At 37.0% G+C, this 17204-nt stretch carries 14 protein-coding genes and 1 pseudogene; 14 read left to right on the forward strand and 1 reads right to left on the reverse strand.

Translation table 11 applies throughout. The features are described from left to right. Positions 1-26: 26 nt before the first annotated feature. From V7108_RS24550 to V7108_RS24600, 12 genes and pseudogenes are all read left to right on the forward strand, one after another. Entirely contained in the window at positions 27-884 is an 858-nt protein-coding gene (locus tag V7108_RS24550) for a 3-keto-5-aminohexanoate cleavage protein (RefSeq protein ID WP_335510061.1), read from the forward strand. A gap of 113 nt (positions 885-997) precedes the next feature. After that, positions 998-1837, forward strand: a complete 840-nt coding sequence (locus tag V7108_RS24555; protein WP_335569673.1) for a 3-hydroxyacyl-CoA dehydrogenase family protein — start codon at positions 998-1000, stop codon at positions 1835-1837. A 41-nt stretch (positions 1838-1878) separates the two neighbouring features. After that, a complete protein-coding gene (locus V7108_RS24560; protein WP_335510057.1) occupies positions 1879-2919 on the forward strand; it encodes a ketopantoate reductase family protein in 1041 nt (346 codons plus the stop codon). Positions 2920-3004: 85 nt separating this feature from the next. Next, positions 3005-4393 (forward strand): GntP family permease, encoded by a 1389-nt coding sequence (locus V7108_RS24565; protein ID WP_335569674.1) that lies wholly within the window; start codon positions 3005-3007, stop codon positions 4391-4393. A gap of 815 nt (positions 4394-5208) precedes the next feature. Further along, on the forward strand, positions 5209-6396 hold the full coding sequence (locus V7108_RS24570; RefSeq protein WP_335569675.1) for a glycerate kinase: 1188 nt from the start codon (positions 5209-5211) through the stop codon (positions 6394-6396). Then, positions 6393-7844 (forward strand): SLC13 family permease, encoded by a 1452-nt coding sequence (locus tag V7108_RS24575; protein ID WP_335510051.1) that lies wholly within the window; start codon positions 6393-6395, stop codon positions 7842-7844. The genes V7108_RS24570 and V7108_RS24575 overlap by 4 nt, the downstream gene beginning before the upstream one ends. Before the next feature lie 25 nt (positions 7845-7869). Next, complete coding sequence (locus V7108_RS24580; RefSeq protein ID WP_335569676.1) at positions 7870-8004, forward strand: hypothetical protein; 135 nt, start codon at positions 7870-7872, stop codon at positions 8002-8004. Between the two features lie 321 nt (positions 8005-8325). Further along, positions 8326-9588 (forward strand): glycoside hydrolase family 18 protein, encoded by a 1263-nt coding sequence (locus V7108_RS24585; RefSeq protein WP_335569677.1) that lies wholly within the window; start codon positions 8326-8328, stop codon positions 9586-9588. Positions 9589-10252: 664 nt separating this feature from the next. Then, positions 10253-10400 (forward strand): annotated as a pseudogene (locus V7108_RS26995) (IS110 family transposase); the annotation flags it as partial. A gap of 189 nt (positions 10401-10589) precedes the next feature. Next, a complete protein-coding gene (locus V7108_RS24590; RefSeq protein ID WP_335510063.1) occupies positions 10590-11582 on the forward strand; it encodes a 2-hydroxyacid dehydrogenase family protein in 993 nt (330 codons plus the stop codon). Between the two features lie 134 nt (positions 11583-11716). Beyond that, entirely contained in the window at positions 11717-13375 is a 1659-nt protein-coding gene (locus V7108_RS24595) for an L-lactate permease (protein ID WP_335569678.1), read from the forward strand. Between the two features lie 70 nt (positions 13376-13445). Continuing rightward, entirely contained in the window at positions 13446-13802 is a 357-nt protein-coding gene (locus V7108_RS24600) for a cupin domain-containing protein (protein ID WP_335569679.1), read from the forward strand. A 175-nt stretch (positions 13803-13977) separates the two neighbouring features. Here V7108_RS24600 and V7108_RS24605 read toward each other — a convergent pair whose 3' ends face one another. Next, complete coding sequence (locus tag V7108_RS24605; protein ID WP_335569680.1) at positions 13978-14922, reverse strand: L-lactate dehydrogenase; 945 nt, start codon at positions 14920-14922, stop codon at positions 13978-13980. A gap of 505 nt (positions 14923-15427) precedes the next feature. Here V7108_RS24605 and V7108_RS24610 point away from each other — a divergent pair. Together V7108_RS24610 and V7108_RS24615 are read left to right on the forward strand one after the other, a co-directional pair. After that, positions 15428-16363, forward strand: coding sequence for a DMT family transporter (locus V7108_RS24610; protein WP_335569681.1), 936 nt, complete (start codon positions 15428-15430; stop codon positions 16361-16363). Further along, on the forward strand, positions 16360-16857 hold the full coding sequence (locus V7108_RS24615; RefSeq protein WP_335510037.1) for a prolyl-tRNA synthetase associated domain-containing protein: 498 nt from the start codon (positions 16360-16362) through the stop codon (positions 16855-16857). The genes V7108_RS24610 and V7108_RS24615 overlap by 4 nt, the downstream gene beginning before the upstream one ends. Positions 16858-17204 lie beyond the last annotated feature (347 nt).

Here is a 17204-nt window from a genome sequence, read left to right on the forward strand (position 1 = left end):
TTTACTAATAGATTGGAGGAAGTTTAATGGAAAAATTAATCATTACAGTTGCCCCAACGGGAGGCCAAACAACCAGGCAGCATACACCTTATGTACCTCTGGCACCAAAGGAAATCGCAGATTCTGTTTATGAGGCTTGGCAGGAAGGGGCTTCTATTGCACATATTCATGTAAGGGATAAAAATGGGAATCCAACACTTGATTTAGATACTTTTCGTGAGGTTGTTGATCGAATAAGAGATAAATGTGATATTATTATCAATTTAACTACGGCAGGTGCAGCCGTTATGAATGACGAGGACAGACTCCGAGTTTGTGAATTAAGAACTGAAATGGCTACATTTGATGCCGGTTCCACAAACTTTGGATCTGAAGTATTTCTTAATTCACCTAACTTTCTAGAAAAATTAGCTGCCAAATTAAAAAAATACGAGATTAAACCAGAGATTGAAATATTTGATGCCGGAATGATTGATAATACATTACGAATTGCGAAAAAGGGGCTCATTGAAGGTCCAATTCATTTCCAATTCGTATTAGGAATTCAAGGTGGGATGGCGGCAACACCAAAGAACTTATTATTTTTATCCGAAAGTATTCCGGAAGGATCAACTTGGTCAGCACTTGGAGCCAGTAAAAATCAATTAGCGATCAATACGATGAGCATCATTACCGGAGGACATGTACGGGTTGGAATGGAAGACAGTGTCTATTATCGTAAAGGGGAATTGGCAAGGACCAATGCTCAATTTGTTGAGAGAATTGTAAATTTATCTAGAACATTAGGACGAGAAATTGCTACACCAAATGAAGCAAGGAAAATTTTAGGATTAGATAAGTCTAAGGCTAAAAATGAATCTAAGTTTGTAGAATTTCCAAACTAGTACTTTTGATGATAAGTACAAAGAGAAAATCATTTAAATAAATTTGTATGCGTTTACTACACAAAATGAGTATGGAAAATTATCATAGGGTTTGAGAAAAGGTGCGAAGGAAATTGGAAAATTTACTAGTTGTTGGTTCTGGGTTAATGGGAGGCGGCATTGCTCTTGTTTCAGCCAAAGCAGGTTATAAAGTAACGGTTGTAGAAAGATCGGAAGAAGATTTACAACGTGGATTTGCTTTAATGGAAAAAACAGTTTCCTCAATGGTAAACAAAGGGACTTGGACGGAAGAAGAAGCGAAAGGAATCTGGGAAAATCTTCACGGATCCACACAATTAGGAGACGGAAAACACGTCGATTTAGTAATCGAGGCGGTACCAGAGAAATTAATCCTCAAGCAGGACCTCTTCAGGAAACTTGATCAGGTGATTAACAAAGATGCAATCTTTGCTACCAATACTTCTTCATTATCTATTTCTGCTATCGCAGGAGTAACGAAACGTCCTGATAAAGTGGTAGGCATGCATTTCTTTAGTCCAGTGCCAATTATGAAATTGCTAGAATTGGTCTGTTCTCCAAGTACTTCTAGTGAAACGATGGAAAAGTTGCAGGTAGTAGGGGAGAGGTTGGGAAAGACTACGATTGCCGCAAAAGATTTTCCAGGGTTTACTGTTAATCGATTGCTTATCCCTATGTTAAATGAAGCAGCTTTTCTGGTCATGGAGGGAAATGATCCAGAAGAAATTGACAAAGGGATGGTAATGGGAGCGAATCATCCGCTTGGCCCATTAAAACTATCTGATTACATAGGATTAGATGTTCTTCTTTTTATTATGGAGAGCCTTTACGAAGGTTTCAATGATTCAAAATATCGTCCATGTCTTTTACTTAAACGAATGGTTGAAGCTGGCTGGCTCGGAAAAAAATCAGGAAAAGGATTTTACACTTATTAAGTATTGCAATTGACAAAAAATTAATCGTGGGGTGATTTTTTATGAAAATAGGCGTTTTAGGAGTAGGTTCACTTGGAACAATTATCGGGGCACTTATCACAAAAGGGGGATATGATGTTGATTTAATAGACATCAATCAGGAACATGTCGATGCCTTAAATCAAATTGGAGCTAAGATAACTGGTTTTTTAGATGAGACGATTCCTGTAAAAGCAAAGCACCCAAATGAATTATCTGGTAAATATGATGTAATCTTTTTACTTACAAAGCAAGTTTATACAAAGAGTTCCTTGGAATCGATTCTTCCCTTTCTACATCAAGATAGTGTAGTTTGTACTTTGCAAAATGGTATCCCTGAAGAAAGTGTTGCTACCATTGTTGGGAAGGAAAGAACAGTTGGTGGTGTAGTTGGCTTTGGGGCCACTTGGATAGGGCCTGGCGTATCAGAGTTGACAACAGAATTAGATGTAGTGAAGAAATATGCTTTTGACATTGGTGAACTAAATGGAGAAATTACCGAAAGAATTCATACGTTAAAAGATATTTTAGGTACTGTAGGTTATTGCGAAATTGTAACCAATATAAATGGGATGAAATGGTCTAAGTTATTAATGAATGCAACTTTTAGTGGGATGTCTGCAGCGCTAGGCTGCACTTTCGGAGAGGTACTATATAATGCAGATGCTATGAGAAGTTTGGCAAATATCGCTGATGAAACGATTAAGGTAGCTCGAGCACATCATATTCGACTAGTAGAAATGCAAGGGAAGGACTTTGAGAATTTAGAGTTGGAAAGTCAATCAGATATTCCTGGGAAAATGGCTTTTTATGAGGAGGTATGGGGGCCTCATGCAAACCTCAAGGCGAGTATGTTGCAAGATTTAGAGAAAGGTATAAAAACGGAAATTGATTATATCAATGGATATGTCTCCGAAAAGGGAAGAGAAAAAAATATCCCAACTCCATTTAATGATATGGTTTGTACACTAGTAAATCTATCAGAAGAGGCAAAGGTGCTTCCAAATTTTGAGGAGAATATTAGCAAGTTTAATTCATTGAGTGTCAATTATATAAAAGCCTAATTAATGAAATAGATGTAGCAATGAGCAGGAAATAATCCTGCTCATTGTTCAAGTAATGTAAATATCAAAGATGGACGGTGTAGGAATGTTTATTGAAATCATGGCGATTCTCATCTCGTTAGGTTTACTTATATTTTTAGCTTATCGTGGTTTTCCCGTCATAGTCATTGCTCCCATTGTAACCTTACTAGCAGTTGCTTTATCAGGAGGGATTTTATTACCTAGTTATACCGAAGTTTATATGCCCAATCTAGCAAACTACATAAAAACATGGTTCCCTATATTTATATTAGGTGCAGTTTTCGGAAAGCTTATGGAATTAAACGGGGCTACTGCATCGATTGCTAAAAAAATTATGGAGATTGTAGGGGCAAAAAGAGCGCTTCTTGCAACAATAATTGCATGTTCAATATTAACATATGGAGGGGTATCACTATTTGTAGTAGTTTTCGCAGTATACCCTTTTGCAGCTGCAGTCTTCCGCGAGGCGAATATTCCAAAAAGATTAATTCCTGCAGTGATAGTCTTAGGCGGAGCTACATATACAATGGATGCTTTTCCTGGAACACCTCAAATTCAAAATATAATACCGACGAATTATTTTGGAACGGATGCCTATGCGGCACCAATTACAGGGTTAGTTGGCGGGTTACTCATTTTTGCTCTTGGATATCTTTGGTTGTCAAGCAGAGTAAAAAAAGCAAATTTAGCTGGAGAAGGCTACGGGAAAGATCATAAAAATGAACCTGTCATTAATCCAGACGAAAAAACTCTGAACTTTTGGATGGCTATTGTCCCACTGGTAGTTGTCGTAGTACTTAATTTTATATTTACTAAAACAGGTTGGGCGGTCAGTAACTGGTACACTCCGGAAATGTTAAAGGAATCCTTTAATGTTGAAAATATGAGTAGTTTGACCTCAACATGGGCATTAATCGCAGCCCTAGTATGTGGAATCATAGTCGCTTTACTCATAAATATAAAGGCATTTACAGTCTCAAAGCTTACATCTGGACTGACTATAGCTGCTAGCGGCTCATTATTAGCTGTATTTAATGTAGCGTCAGAAGTAGGGTTTGGAAATGTGGTGAAAACTTTACCTGGATTTGGAACAATCAGGGATGCGATTTTGGGTGTTTCTTCACATCCATTAATATCTGAATCTATATCTGTTAATGTCCTGGCCGGCCTTGTTGGTTCAGCATCAGGCGGGATGTCAATAGCCCTTGAAGTGATGGGGGAACATTATCTAACACTAGCTAATTCAATGGGGATTAATCCTGAATTTCTCCACAGAGTTGCGGCCATGTCAGCAGGCGGCTTAGATTCACTGCCTCATAGTGGTGCAACGATAACGATTCTTGCAATTTGTGGTCTCACTCATCGCCAATCATATGGAGACATTTTCGTAATTACCATCATGAAAGCACTTGTAGCATTTGGAACGGCAATTATACTGTCATTAATTGTATAGTTTAATAGATTATTCTCAGTTTTAAAACCCTTATTTAAAGGGATTAAATCACGCCCATATGAGCACGATATTTAAAATAATCTTGTATGAAAAATAGTAGAGGTTTTCCAAGAGTTGAACGAACTTACGGAAAGCCTCTTTTTTTCATTTTCTAGATTCTATTGTCAGTTATGAAGATTATCCCTACAACCACAACTATTTTACGACAATTAATGCTCCTGAAAACAGCCCAAAGCCCGTATGTTAAAAGAGCTTAGACAGTATTTAACCAAACGATTAATTAGTTAAATCGGTACTAACTAAACGATTGATTAGAATAGCTTTAAAGGCTGTCAAGCTGGGGTTTAATCCTCCTAAGTAAGAAGAATATTGTCGAGAAAAGGCTCTAGTAAAAATGGTAGGCCAAAATTTTTTACGAGTTTCTATATATGGCAATGAAGCCCAAATCCCTTTAGAAAACAGGAGAAAGTGTTCTTCATAAAGGCGATGAAGCCCAAATCCCTTTAGAAAACAGGAGAAAGTGTTCTTCATAAAGGCGATGAAGCCCAAATCCCTTTAGAAAACCGGAGAAAGTGATCTTCATAAGGGCGATGAAGCCCAAATTCCTTTGGAAAACCGGAGAAAATGGTCTTCATAAAGGCGATGAAGCCCAAATCCCTTTAAAAAACCAGAAAAAGTGGTTTTCATAGCAGGACCACTGCCGCAGCAACAGGTATAATTCCTTTTTCTAATCAAATTATAATGTTTCTCTTAATATCCTTTAAGTTTAGTAGCGTAAATTCAAATGTATTAAAGGATTTTGGAGGTAATTTGATATGAAAATTGTAATTGTACCATCTGGATTTAAAGAATGTATGGATGCTGAGGATGTAGGAGTTGCGATGGAACGTGGTGTAAGACGATTTGATCCGTCTATCGATTTAGAAGTCATCCCAATGATTGATGGCGGAGAAGGCTTTGCCAAGACAATTGTTGCCATAAAAGGTGGAAAACTAGTTTATAAAAAAGTAACTGGACCAGTTGGGAAAAAGATAAAAAGCTATTTTGGTATTTTTGAAGAGCATGGAAAACGTACAGCAGTAATAGAAATGGCAGCTGTCGCTGGATTGAAACTTGTTCCAAGAAATCAAAGAAACCCATTAAAAACAACAACATATGGAGTAGGGGAGTTAATTCGAGCTGCACTCGATGAAGGTGTAGATTATATTTTGATAGGCTGCGGAGATTCTGGAACATCAGATGGCGGGGCTGGTATGGCACAAGCATTAGGAATCCGGTTCATGGATAAAAATCAATGCCCAATTTTCATAAATGGCGGCGAAGGATTACTAAAGGCGGATTCCATTGATATGAAGAATCTAGATAAGCGATTACAGCATGTTTCCATTGATGTAGCGTGTAACTGGAAAAATGTTTTATGTGGAGAAACGGGTGTAGCACGTGTGTTTGGGCCGCAAAAGGGAGCAACGCCTGAACAAGTCGAACAATTATCTTTTGCATTGGAACGATATGCAGCTTTAATTCAAGAAGCAGTAGGAGTAGATGTTCGTTCATTACCAGGCAGTGGTGCATCCGGAGGATTAGGTACTGGATTAGTTGCCTTTACAAATGCAGTATTACATCCAAGATTCGATATAATTATGAATTACATTAATATAGAAGAAACCATTTCAACAGCAGATATAGTATTTACGGCAGAGGGCAGTTTAGATTTCCAAACACCAAACGGGAAGATTCCTGCTGAGGTTGCCCGGATTGCAAAGAAAAATAATATTCCTGTCATTGCGATTACCGGCACAATAGGAAAGGGAGCAAAACTAAATTATGAAGCAGGAATTGATGCGTATAGCAGTATCATACAAAGACCAACTACGTTAGAAAAAGCGATCATAAAAGCCCCAAAATGGATTGAGGAAAGTACGGAATCTGTATTAAGACAAATTTTAATTGGTTTTCGAGTTGCTAGAAGAAAGTATGCTAAAGAGAGAGTTTATCAATCATGATGACAAGAACGGAGCTGCGGAGAATCGAAAGGCACTCACGTTTGAAAAGCACTATAGCCCCTGTCTCGAAACCGTTTGTGCTGATTGCTTTACATGTTTTGTTGTTGTTGCTGATTGTTTTCATTGATGGTCTAGATTACAAAGCAAAGGTTGCCCTATTTGCTTTTCTATCAGCGATGATCTTATGGGTTGCAACAAAAATTCCTGCAGGCTTTGTTGCAACAGCACTGATTGTGTTTATTATCATAATGAATGGTGCAGAGGCAGATTTTCTCTATCAATCACTATCTGAGGAAGTGGTTTGGCTAATGGTTGGTTCTTTCATTATTGGTGAGGCGGTGAAGGAATCAGGTTTAGCGAACCGGTTAACTCTATTAATCTTAAGTAAGGCGAGCAAGAAAAGTAAACTTCTGCTAGGGGTATGCTCGGTGTTATTTTCAACGGCTTTTTTCATTCCATCTACTTCCGGACGCGCTGCGTTAGCTATGCCGATTCTCAATCAGCTTAGCAAAAAATTTACGGAAAAAGAAAAAAGTGTTCTCGGTCTAATAGCGCCGATTATTATATTAATGAGTACTTCCGCTGCACTTATTGGGGCAGGTTCACATATAATTGGTATTGGTTTACTAGAGAGTACAGTTAATCAAAGTATATCTTTTGTTGAATGGTTTATTTGGGCATTACCCTTCACACTGGTTATTACATTTATTTCATATATAATCATCAAATGGCTCCTATGGCCGAAAGATAGTATAGACGAACTCGAGGATTTTGCGGTAAATGAAACAAACCATTTGCAAAAAGGAATGAGTGACAGTGAAAAAAAGACAATCATCCTACTTTCTCTTTTAGTTATTGGATGGATAACAGAAGGTATACATGGTTATGATATTGCTTTTATTACCATGGTAGGGGCAATGATCGTCATGATGCCGAATTACGGAATTATTACTTGGAAACAGGGGATTAAGTCGGTATCTTGGAATTTGATCCTATTTGTTGCGGCCGCAACTGCATTAGGCAATATGTTAGTCGAAACAGGAGTAGTTCAATGGATTGAAGAAGCCATGCAGAATTTCCTATCTTCATTTGTTGGAGCACCTGAGTGGTTCATTGTTTTCGTTATCCTTTTGGTAACTGTTACAAGTCATTTATATATTACATCGCATACAACGCGCGCAATCGTTTTTATACCAATTCTATTATTATTTAGTGAAACCATTGGTTTGAATCCTACAAGTGTTGTCTTTATAGGTTTAATTGGTATGAATTATTGTGTGACCGTACCTGTGAGTTCCAAAGCATTACTATTCTTTTATGAAGAAGGCGAAATCTCCTATGACGCGAATGATCTTTTGAAGATTAGTGCGATTATGATGCCAGTTTATATACTAATCATGATGCTATTTTATTTCTTCTATTGGCAATGGGTGGGGCTGTATCTATAACGGAGAAGAAACAAAGGAGGGGGCTATGGAAACCACGATTACAAAAATTGATAAGGAAAAAGCTTGGGTTTTGGGGCATAAAGTCATGTGGCCAGATAAGGCCTTTGATTACATAAAGTTAGAAGATGATCATTTAGGGATTCAAAATACAGTTTTATAAAAGGCGGCAGTCATGGCTGGAAGAACCCCCAAAACTAATTGACCGTGATACACTTGTTACAACAAAAATAATATTTAGAGAAACCAGAATTTTAAAAATAGTAAAGGATACAAAGAGGTGATGATTGAGCCCTTTGTATCCTTTTTTAATAAGCATACTATTCTTGAAAGTGGATCTAGTAAAAAAGTCAAGCCATCATTGTGTTCTACATAAAAATATGGTTCATAAAATAAAAGGAAATACTGGATAATTTTATAAAGTCAATATGGCCTTAAAACCTGAGTGAGGGGTAATTTTGAACCCTTTAGTGGAGGGACAAATATGTTTTTTCATGAGGTTCAAGCTGGTGATTCCTTATTTACGATTAGCAGCAGGTATGGAATTTCTATAGATGAGGTTCGCCGTGTGAATGGTTTAGTGCAGTCCAATATTGTTCCCGGTCAGGCTTTGCTCATTCCTTTATATACGTACATTGTTCAACCTGGGGATACATTTACAGCGATTGCTAGAAAATCTTTCTTATCTTTAGATCAACTAACAGCTGCCAATCCGGCTGTTAATCCGGCAGCACTACAACCAGGAATGAGGCTTACGATTCCTGATATATCGAATTATCGCGCATCAACACTAAGCTTCTATGTTGTTCGAAGTCCGGAGCTGGACCGTGCGTTAATTAGTGATTTTGCCCCTTATAGTACATCCATATCGATTTTTGACTATCACATTGCAAGTAATGGAGATATTGCCAATACCTTAAATGATTTGACAGCTATTCAAACAACTTGGAATCATCGGGTTAGACCACTTGTGACTGTCACGAACTTAACACCTGAAGGTTTTAGTCCCGAACTTGCTCATCAAGTATTAAACAATCCTGCTGCAAGAACGAACCTTGTTAATAATATTTCCTATTTAGTAACCAATAGGGGGTATGGAGGGGTAAATATTGACTTTGAGCGTGTTCTGGCTGGAGATAGGGATCTTTTTACAGGTTTTTTACGTGAATTACGAGATCGTTTGAGACCATTAGGACGCACGCTAACCATTGCGCTTCCTGCAAAAACAAGTGAAGAAGTTCCTTGGCTTAAGGGGTATGATTACGGAGGAATCGGTTCAGTTGTGGACTTTATGTTTATCATGGCTTATGACTGGCACCATGCAGGAAGTGAGCCAGGGCCTGTTGCTCCCATTACTGAGGTAAGAAGAACCGTTGAATTTGCGATACAATATGTTCCTCGTCGAAAAATTATTATCGGTATGCCCTTATATGGATATGACTGGATCATTCCGTACAGTCCGGGCAGAGTTGCTCCAGCGATTTCAAATCAGAGTGCTGTTGAAACAGCCATGAAGTACCAATCGCCGATACAGTATTCAACTGAATTTGAGTCACCTTTTTTTCATTATAAAGATCAACAGGGATTAACACATGAAGTTTGGTTTGAAGATGTAAGAAGCATGGGTGCTAAAATGTTACTTATTCATGAATATGGATTAGATGGCTTAGGTGCATGGCAATTAACACTGGGATTCACACAAGGTCCTTGGCTTATAACAAAGTTTTTTACAATAATAAAGGTGTAAAAATATTAAATCAGGAAGGCCTTGGATTATTTCAATCCAAGGCTTTTAAAATTGGGAACTATGGGGACTGTTAGACGGCTCTTGTCTAGTATTTTCGACAATAATTTTTTCCGTAAATCAGATTAAAACGCTGTTTAAGAGGGTTTACTGCACTTTTAATTAAACGATTAATTAGTAAAACAACCTGTCTATATTAGTAAGAATATGTATTTTTGATGTTTCTATTATCAGTTTTGAAGATAATTCCTCACAACAAAAACTATTTTACGACAATTAATTCTCCTGAAAACAGATCAAAGTTCAGTTGTTAAAAGGGTTTAGACCGTATTCAATCAAACGGTTAATTGGACAAATTTCCGCTAATCAAACAATTGATTAGAATTGCTGTAAATGTTGTCAAATTAGTGTTTAATCCTTTTTAGTATCAAGAATATTGTCGAGAAAAGGATTTAGTAAATATGGTGGCATCCTTTTGTATGTATCGGTAGGTTTCCTTAACTTTGGCTTGGGGGGGATCCCATAAGATAAACTGTTCACCCCCTACTTGCTTAAACATTTTTTGGCTGGTTGGGATAACGATCCCGTATAACAAGTGAAGCTATGAAACTGTAAGAAGGACTAGGGGCTGCCGGCAAATTTAGATAACTATTGGAGGGGATAAAAAATGAACCCTATTATTGGACTGGATGTGGCCAAAGGCGAAAGCCAGGTACAGGCTTTCCTGTAAGAAAAAACCTTATAAAACAAGCTTTAAAGTACCTCATACTCTAGAAGGATTGGGGATATTAAGTAAGTTTCTTAGAGAAATAGAAGAGTTTCTTCCTCTTTTCCTATATTTCTAAAATTTGTGTCAACTTTCGTAAAAATCAAATGCATAATTTTGACAACTAGGTGAATTTTAAAATAGTTGTATTGATAAAACAATTATGTAAGTTTACTATAAACCTATAGATATTTGTGAAACATTTCACAAACTAATGTCTAAGAAATTAATTAAAGAGGTGCTTATAATGGCAAAGATTTTAGTAGCAGGAGAAATACCGCAAAAAGGTTTAGATTTGTTAATGAAGGACCACGAGGTGGAAGTGTTTCCAGGGGAACAATTAATCTCCCAAGATGAGTTAATCGGGCGTATAAAAGATAAAGATGCATTAATAAGTTTACTTTCTACCTCTGTTGGCCAAGAAGTTATTGATCAAGCGCCAAATTTAAAAATCATTGCAAACTATGGAGCAGGCTTTAATAATGTTGATTTTAAATATGCAGCTACGAAGGGTATTCCTGTAACCAACACACCTATAGCTTCAACAAACGCTACCGCAGAATTAACATTAGCACTTGTGCTGGCAGTAGCAAGAAGAGTAGTAGAAGGAGATGAAGTTTGCCGTACCACTGGTTTCAACGGTTGGGCTCCGTTATATTTCCGCGGCCGTGAAGTATCTGGGAAAACAATAGGTATTATCGGATTTGGTCAAATTGGTCAGGCTGTTGCTAAAAGAGCTGTTGGCTTTGGAATGAAGGTTTTATACTCAGATATTAGACAACACAGTCCTGAAATTGAAAGCGAGTTAAATGCAACATATGTATCATTAGAGGAATTACTAAAACAGTCTGATTTTATCACGATTAACTGTGCTTACAATCCAAGTATGGAACATATGATTAGCACGAAGGAATTTGAATTAATGAAACCTACTGCTTACATAATTAACTGTGCTCGCGGTCCAATTGTTGAGGAAGCAGCACTAATTAAGGCTCTAGAAGAAAACGTAATCGAAGGGGCAGCACTTGACGTATTTGAGTTTGAGCCTGAGATCGGTGAAGGTCTAATGAAATTAAAGAATGTTGTATTAACTCCTCATATTGGTAATGCAACATTTGAGGCACGCGACGCAATGGCTGAAATGGCTTGTGGTAATGTTGTTAAAGTATTAAATGGTGAAGAACCATCTTATGTAGTAAATGGAGTAGTGAAAGAACTAGTATTGTCATAATGATTCTTAACCATTTCTTTTAGCAGTAATGAGGGGGGATTTCCCCCTCACGATCATTTATTAAAAAATAGCAAAGAAGAATTTAAGATTACAAACCTTTGTAACTACATTATGTGTAAAGGGGTATGAAACCTATGGAGTGGGTTCATAATTATGCAGCCCTAAATGACAATATTATCTTAACTGCTTTTGTTGTGGCAATTCCAATCTTTTTCTTGATATGGGCATTAGCCATTAAAAGAATGAAGGGTCATGCTGCTGCTACTATTGCTTTAGTATTAGCGATTATTATTGTTATCTTAGTTTATAAAATGCCAGTTTCAACAGCTCTTTCAGCCGCTTTACTAGGAATTACCAATGGGCTATTCCCAATTGGCTGGATTATTTTAGCGGCAGTGTTCTTATATAACCTAACAGTAAAATCAGGTAAATTTGATATTATTAAAGCTTCTATTTCATCTCTTTCAGAAGATAGAAGAATTCAAGCCCTATTAATTGCCTTTAGCTTTTCTGCATTTTTGGAAGGGGTATCAGGTCAAGGAGCCCCCGTTGCAATTGCAGCTGCTATGTTAATTGGACTTGGATTTGATCCATTAAAAGCAGCCATCATATGTTTAGTAGCCAATGTCCCGCCTGTTCCTTTTGGCCCAGTTGGAACACCTACGATCATGTTGTCGACTGTTACTGAAATAGACGTACTGAAAATAACTCAAGCTGTTGGTGGTCAAGTAACCATTATTTCAATCATCGTACCAATCTTTATGCTGTTAGTAATGGTTGGATGGAAGCAGACAATGGAAGTATTACCAGCCGCTCTTGTTACAGGTATTAGCTTTGCGATTCCTTATTTTATCATTACAAAGTTTGTGGGACCAGAACTCCCAAGTATCATCTCTGCAGTTATATCTTTAATTAGTTTAACCGTTTTCTTGAGATTTTGGAAGCCAAAAACCATTTATCGTTTTGAATATGAACAGGAAGTTGCAGCTACAATTGATGTTCCTGTTACAAAAACACCAAAATATTCAGGTAAGGAAATTGTTGTAGCGTGGTCTCCATTTATCATTTTGATGGTGGTTATGTTCGTTTGGAGTACACCTGGATTTAAGGGCTTCATCACTAATTTAAAATGGTTTGCTTTGGTAGAAAATTGGCCAGGTTTAGGCAATGTATTTAAGGCTGCACCAATCGTAGCGGAGCCTGCTCTTTATGCGGCTAGTTATAAATGGGACTTTATTTTGGCAGCAGGTTCAGCAATTATGCTGACAGCGATCATTACACTATTTGTTTTACGTATTAAGCTAAGTACTGCTGTTCAGGTTTTGGGCCAAACAGCTAATCAGCTTAAATTCACTTTTGTTTCAATTGCCGCTATTTTAGGATTTGCATATGTAGCAAACTACTCTGGATTATCCTTTACTCTAGGGTTAGCTTTCATAGAGACTGGTGAATTATTTGTTATCTTCTCACCTATTATTGGTTGGTTAGGTGTGTTCTTAACAGGTTCAGTAACGAACTCCGCAGCACTTTTTGGAAAAATGCAACAAGTTACCGCGACATATTTAGAGTTGAATCCATTATTAACTGTTGCTGCAAATCATACTGGAGCCATCATGGGTAAACTAATCTCTCCTCAATCGATTGCAGTTGCAGCCGGAGCGGTAGGATTAGTAGGTAAAGAAAGTGAGATTTTCCGAAAAACAATAAAGTATTCATTAATTTTACTTGGAATTGTTATCATTATTACCTTAGTTCAAGCTTATATATTCCCTTATACATTACCAAAAGTTTAATTATTAATGTGAAATGTTTCACAATGTTTTACGGGTGTAAAATACACAAATTTTTAGGAGGAAAATAAAAATGTCTAGTATGATGAAAGATCGTTTATTTAAAATTGAAGAAGTAGCCCAATTTGATCCTGAACAAGGGAAAAAAGTACCTTTCTATGAAACACAACATACTTCAGGCTGCCTATGGTGCCTAGAGCCAGGTCAAGAGGTATTCAAACATTCACATTCAACGGGAGATGATCTTTGGATTTGTATTCAAGGAACAGGTACTTTCTATCCAGGAAATGATGAAGAAGTGGAAATCACAAAAGGGGATATGATTATTTCAAAGCCAAACCAACACCATGGAATGAAGAATACGGGAAACGAAAGATTTATCTTTGTGGGCGTAGCTGGACCAATGCCGATGGACTTAATTCGTTATTAATATTGTTATAGATAACAAAAAAGTGCTTTTTAAGAGGTTCATAGAAAAATTACTATCCAATTGGGGGGCAGATGAAAAGGTACTCCTAATTATAAAGGCAGAAAAAGGTATAGACCTTCAATGATTTGAAGGAACTATACCTTTTTTTGTATATTTCATTAATACTATTGAGCGATTAAATTGTGACAAAGGATTCCCTCCAGAAAGGAGCTTGAATCGCTTCTATTTCTTTTACAGATTCATCTAATAGTGCTTTTTCAACTGGACTTAATTCTAGTTCAATTGTCATTGCTCTACCGGAACGATTAATAACTGTTGGAGAACCAATACAAACATCATAGTAACCGTATTCTCCATCAAGAATAGCGCCTGTTGGTAAAATAACATTTTCATTTTTTAGGATTGCTTTTGTAATTCTAGCTAACACTGTCGCGATTCCAAAATATGTTGCACCCTTTGCATTAATAACTTCATAAGCAGCGTTGCGAACTTGTACATAGATATTTTCTTTTGCGCCTGCTGTTAATTTGTCAGCAACAGGGATGCCTGCAATATTTAAATTGCTCCATACGGCGAGTGAAGAATCACCATGTTCGCCAATGATATACGCATCAACAATAGAAGGCTCTACGTTAAATTCTTGGCTGATTAAATAACGGAATCTTGCAGAATCAAGGCCAGTACCTGACCCAATGACTCTTTCTTTTGGCAATCCAGAGAACTTCCATGTTGCATGAGTTAAAATATCTACTGGGTTTGATGCTACTAAAAAGATGCCATCAAAGCCGGCTGCCATTACTTCATCAATAATTGATTTGAAAATACTCATGTTCTTATCAACAAGTTGTAAACGGGTTTCGCCCGGCTTTTGCGACACTCCTGCACAAATAACAACAAGTGCGGCATCTTTACAGTCAGCATAAGTGCCAAAGGAAATATTCATGTGATATTGGTTAAATGCCAATCCATGATTTAAATCTTTAGCATCTGCTATCGCCTTATTTATATTCACATCAACAAGAACAAGCTCATCACATAGATTCTGATGCATAGCCGCAAAAGCATAGCTTGATCCTACTAAACCTGTACCAATTAAAACGACTTTATTAGAGAATTGCATAAATTATAGCCCCCTTATTAATATAAAACTCATCTTTTGGAGTTGAATTTAAGCCGATAAATCTAAACAAAAGCCCAATTCTAATCTACTATCAGTTGTTTTTCGGTGTATGTATTATGTGTAAAAAAAAGAAATACACTATCATTTGTGAATAATTTCACAAATGATATCAAAAAAAACCGTACTTTGTCCATCTGTCACAGAACGGTTTTTTCTATATATTGTTGGTTACCAAATCAGGGTTTTTACCTATGTTTATAACAAATTCAATTAAATATCTACTAATAATTATACGATAGAACTCGAGCGAATTATATATTTAAAGTTTTAAAAGAATGTCGGACTCATGAATATTCTTCTATTGGTATTAACAACTGCACAATAAGGACGAAAGGCTCTACAGGTAAAGCAAGAAACAAGTGAGTCTCTATGAAGGGTTTGCCCCGGTTTATGGCGAAGTACTTAATCGGTATCATACCCTTTTTGGAATTATGAGGTGCATAAATTGAAAAAACAAACAAGTTTAAGAGTTTATATCATGACAATAGCGGGTGCGGTATGTTGGGGGCTTATTGGTTTATTTATTACTCCATTGTATGCCCGCGGCTTCACCGCTTGGGACGTAGTTGCGATTCGGGGTATTTTTACCTTTGTTATCTTGATTCTAGTTATGTCAATATTTTATCGGAATCAGTTACGGACCAGATTAAAAGATCATATTTTTTTCGCATGTGCAGGAATATTTAGTATCGCTTTCTTTAACTTTTTCTATTTCGAAGTGTTTTCTCAATCGAGTTTGTCCCTTGCCGTAACACTTTTATATACAGGTCCACTGTTTGTAACCATCCTGTCTCGGCTTTTTTTTAAAGAATCCCTGACTATTCGTAAAGGCTGGGCACTGGCTCTAGCGATTACAGGGTGTGCATTTGTTGTAGGCTTGCTGCCACTTGGCCAAGAAGGGATACAGATGAAAACCTTGTTAATGGGGATTTTATCTGGATTTTGTTATGCGTTGTACAGTATTTTCTGTAAACCTATCACAAAGCGATATTCTGCATTGACGATTACTACCTACACATTTCTATATACGAGTATATTCATGCTACTGACAAGTGACATCTTAAAAAAAACTAATCAATTTCAATATGCTGATGTTTGGGCAGGAGCGTTGTTATTGGCTTTAGTGGGAACCGTTGCAGCTTTTCTATTGTATACTTCAGGACTAAAGCATTTAGAAGCGAGTAAGGCCTCGATTTTAGCAACGATAGAACCCATCATTGCCGTAGTAACGGGAGTGCTGTTTCTAGGGGAACATCTACGTGGATGGCAGGTGCTAGGAATCGCATTGGTTTTGTATTCAGCCATTCTTGTCGCAGATGGAAGGTCTAAGGCTAAAAAACCTGTTGATACGATTTTGAAGGAGGAAAAAAGAACAATATGATACAACTAGAGCAGGAAAAATGTGTATATGATGTTTTAGAAAAACTAGATATTTCCTTTACCAGGTATGAACATGGAGCTGTTTTCACAGTGGAAGAAGTTCGTCAATTGGATATTACGATTTCCGGCGGTCATACGAAAAATTTATTTTTACGAAATCGAAAAGGGGATCAACATTATTTAGTGATTGTATCAGAAGAGAAGGATGTTGATTTGAAACGTTTATCAAAGCTTATTGGCAGTACTCCATTAAGCTTTGGTTCAGCGGAAAGACTGAATAAATATTTAAACGTGTATCCTGGAGCAGTCGGCGCTTTTGGATTGATCAACGATTGTACTAACCATGTCCAGGTTGTAGTAGACAGTGATTTGCTTGAGAAAGACACCATTAACTTTCATCCCAATGTAAACACAGCAACAGTTAACCTTTCAATCCAAGAGTTTAGAAGATACCTTGATTATGTCAATAATCCAGTTTCCATTATTAACTTTTAATATTTCTGATCTGCCTGCCAGAAGCTATAAAAAAACTAGGATAATCAGAGTAATGAATTAACCTTATCATACCAGGGGGGCAGCTCAAAAGGCCCCCTTTTTGAATTGGTTGATTACCATGAATATAAGATATAATAGACTCAAGAGAAATCAATTTTAACGGATATAATGGAAAACTTTGAAATAGTCATTGGCCTCATTGAAAAAGCAAGTTCTATCAATATTCTAGGTACCTGGCTTGTCCCATTCTTTCCTATGCGTCCGCAAAACTGAAAGTAGAAGTTAGTAAAGAACAATTTTCAGTTGTACCTACAATTGCGTTGATAGAGGCGTTGGTCATTGAAATT

The organism is Neobacillus vireti, assembly GCF_036962345.1.
Classification (GTDB): Bacteria; Bacillota; Bacilli; order Bacillales; family Cytobacillaceae; genus Neobacillus; species Neobacillus vireti_A.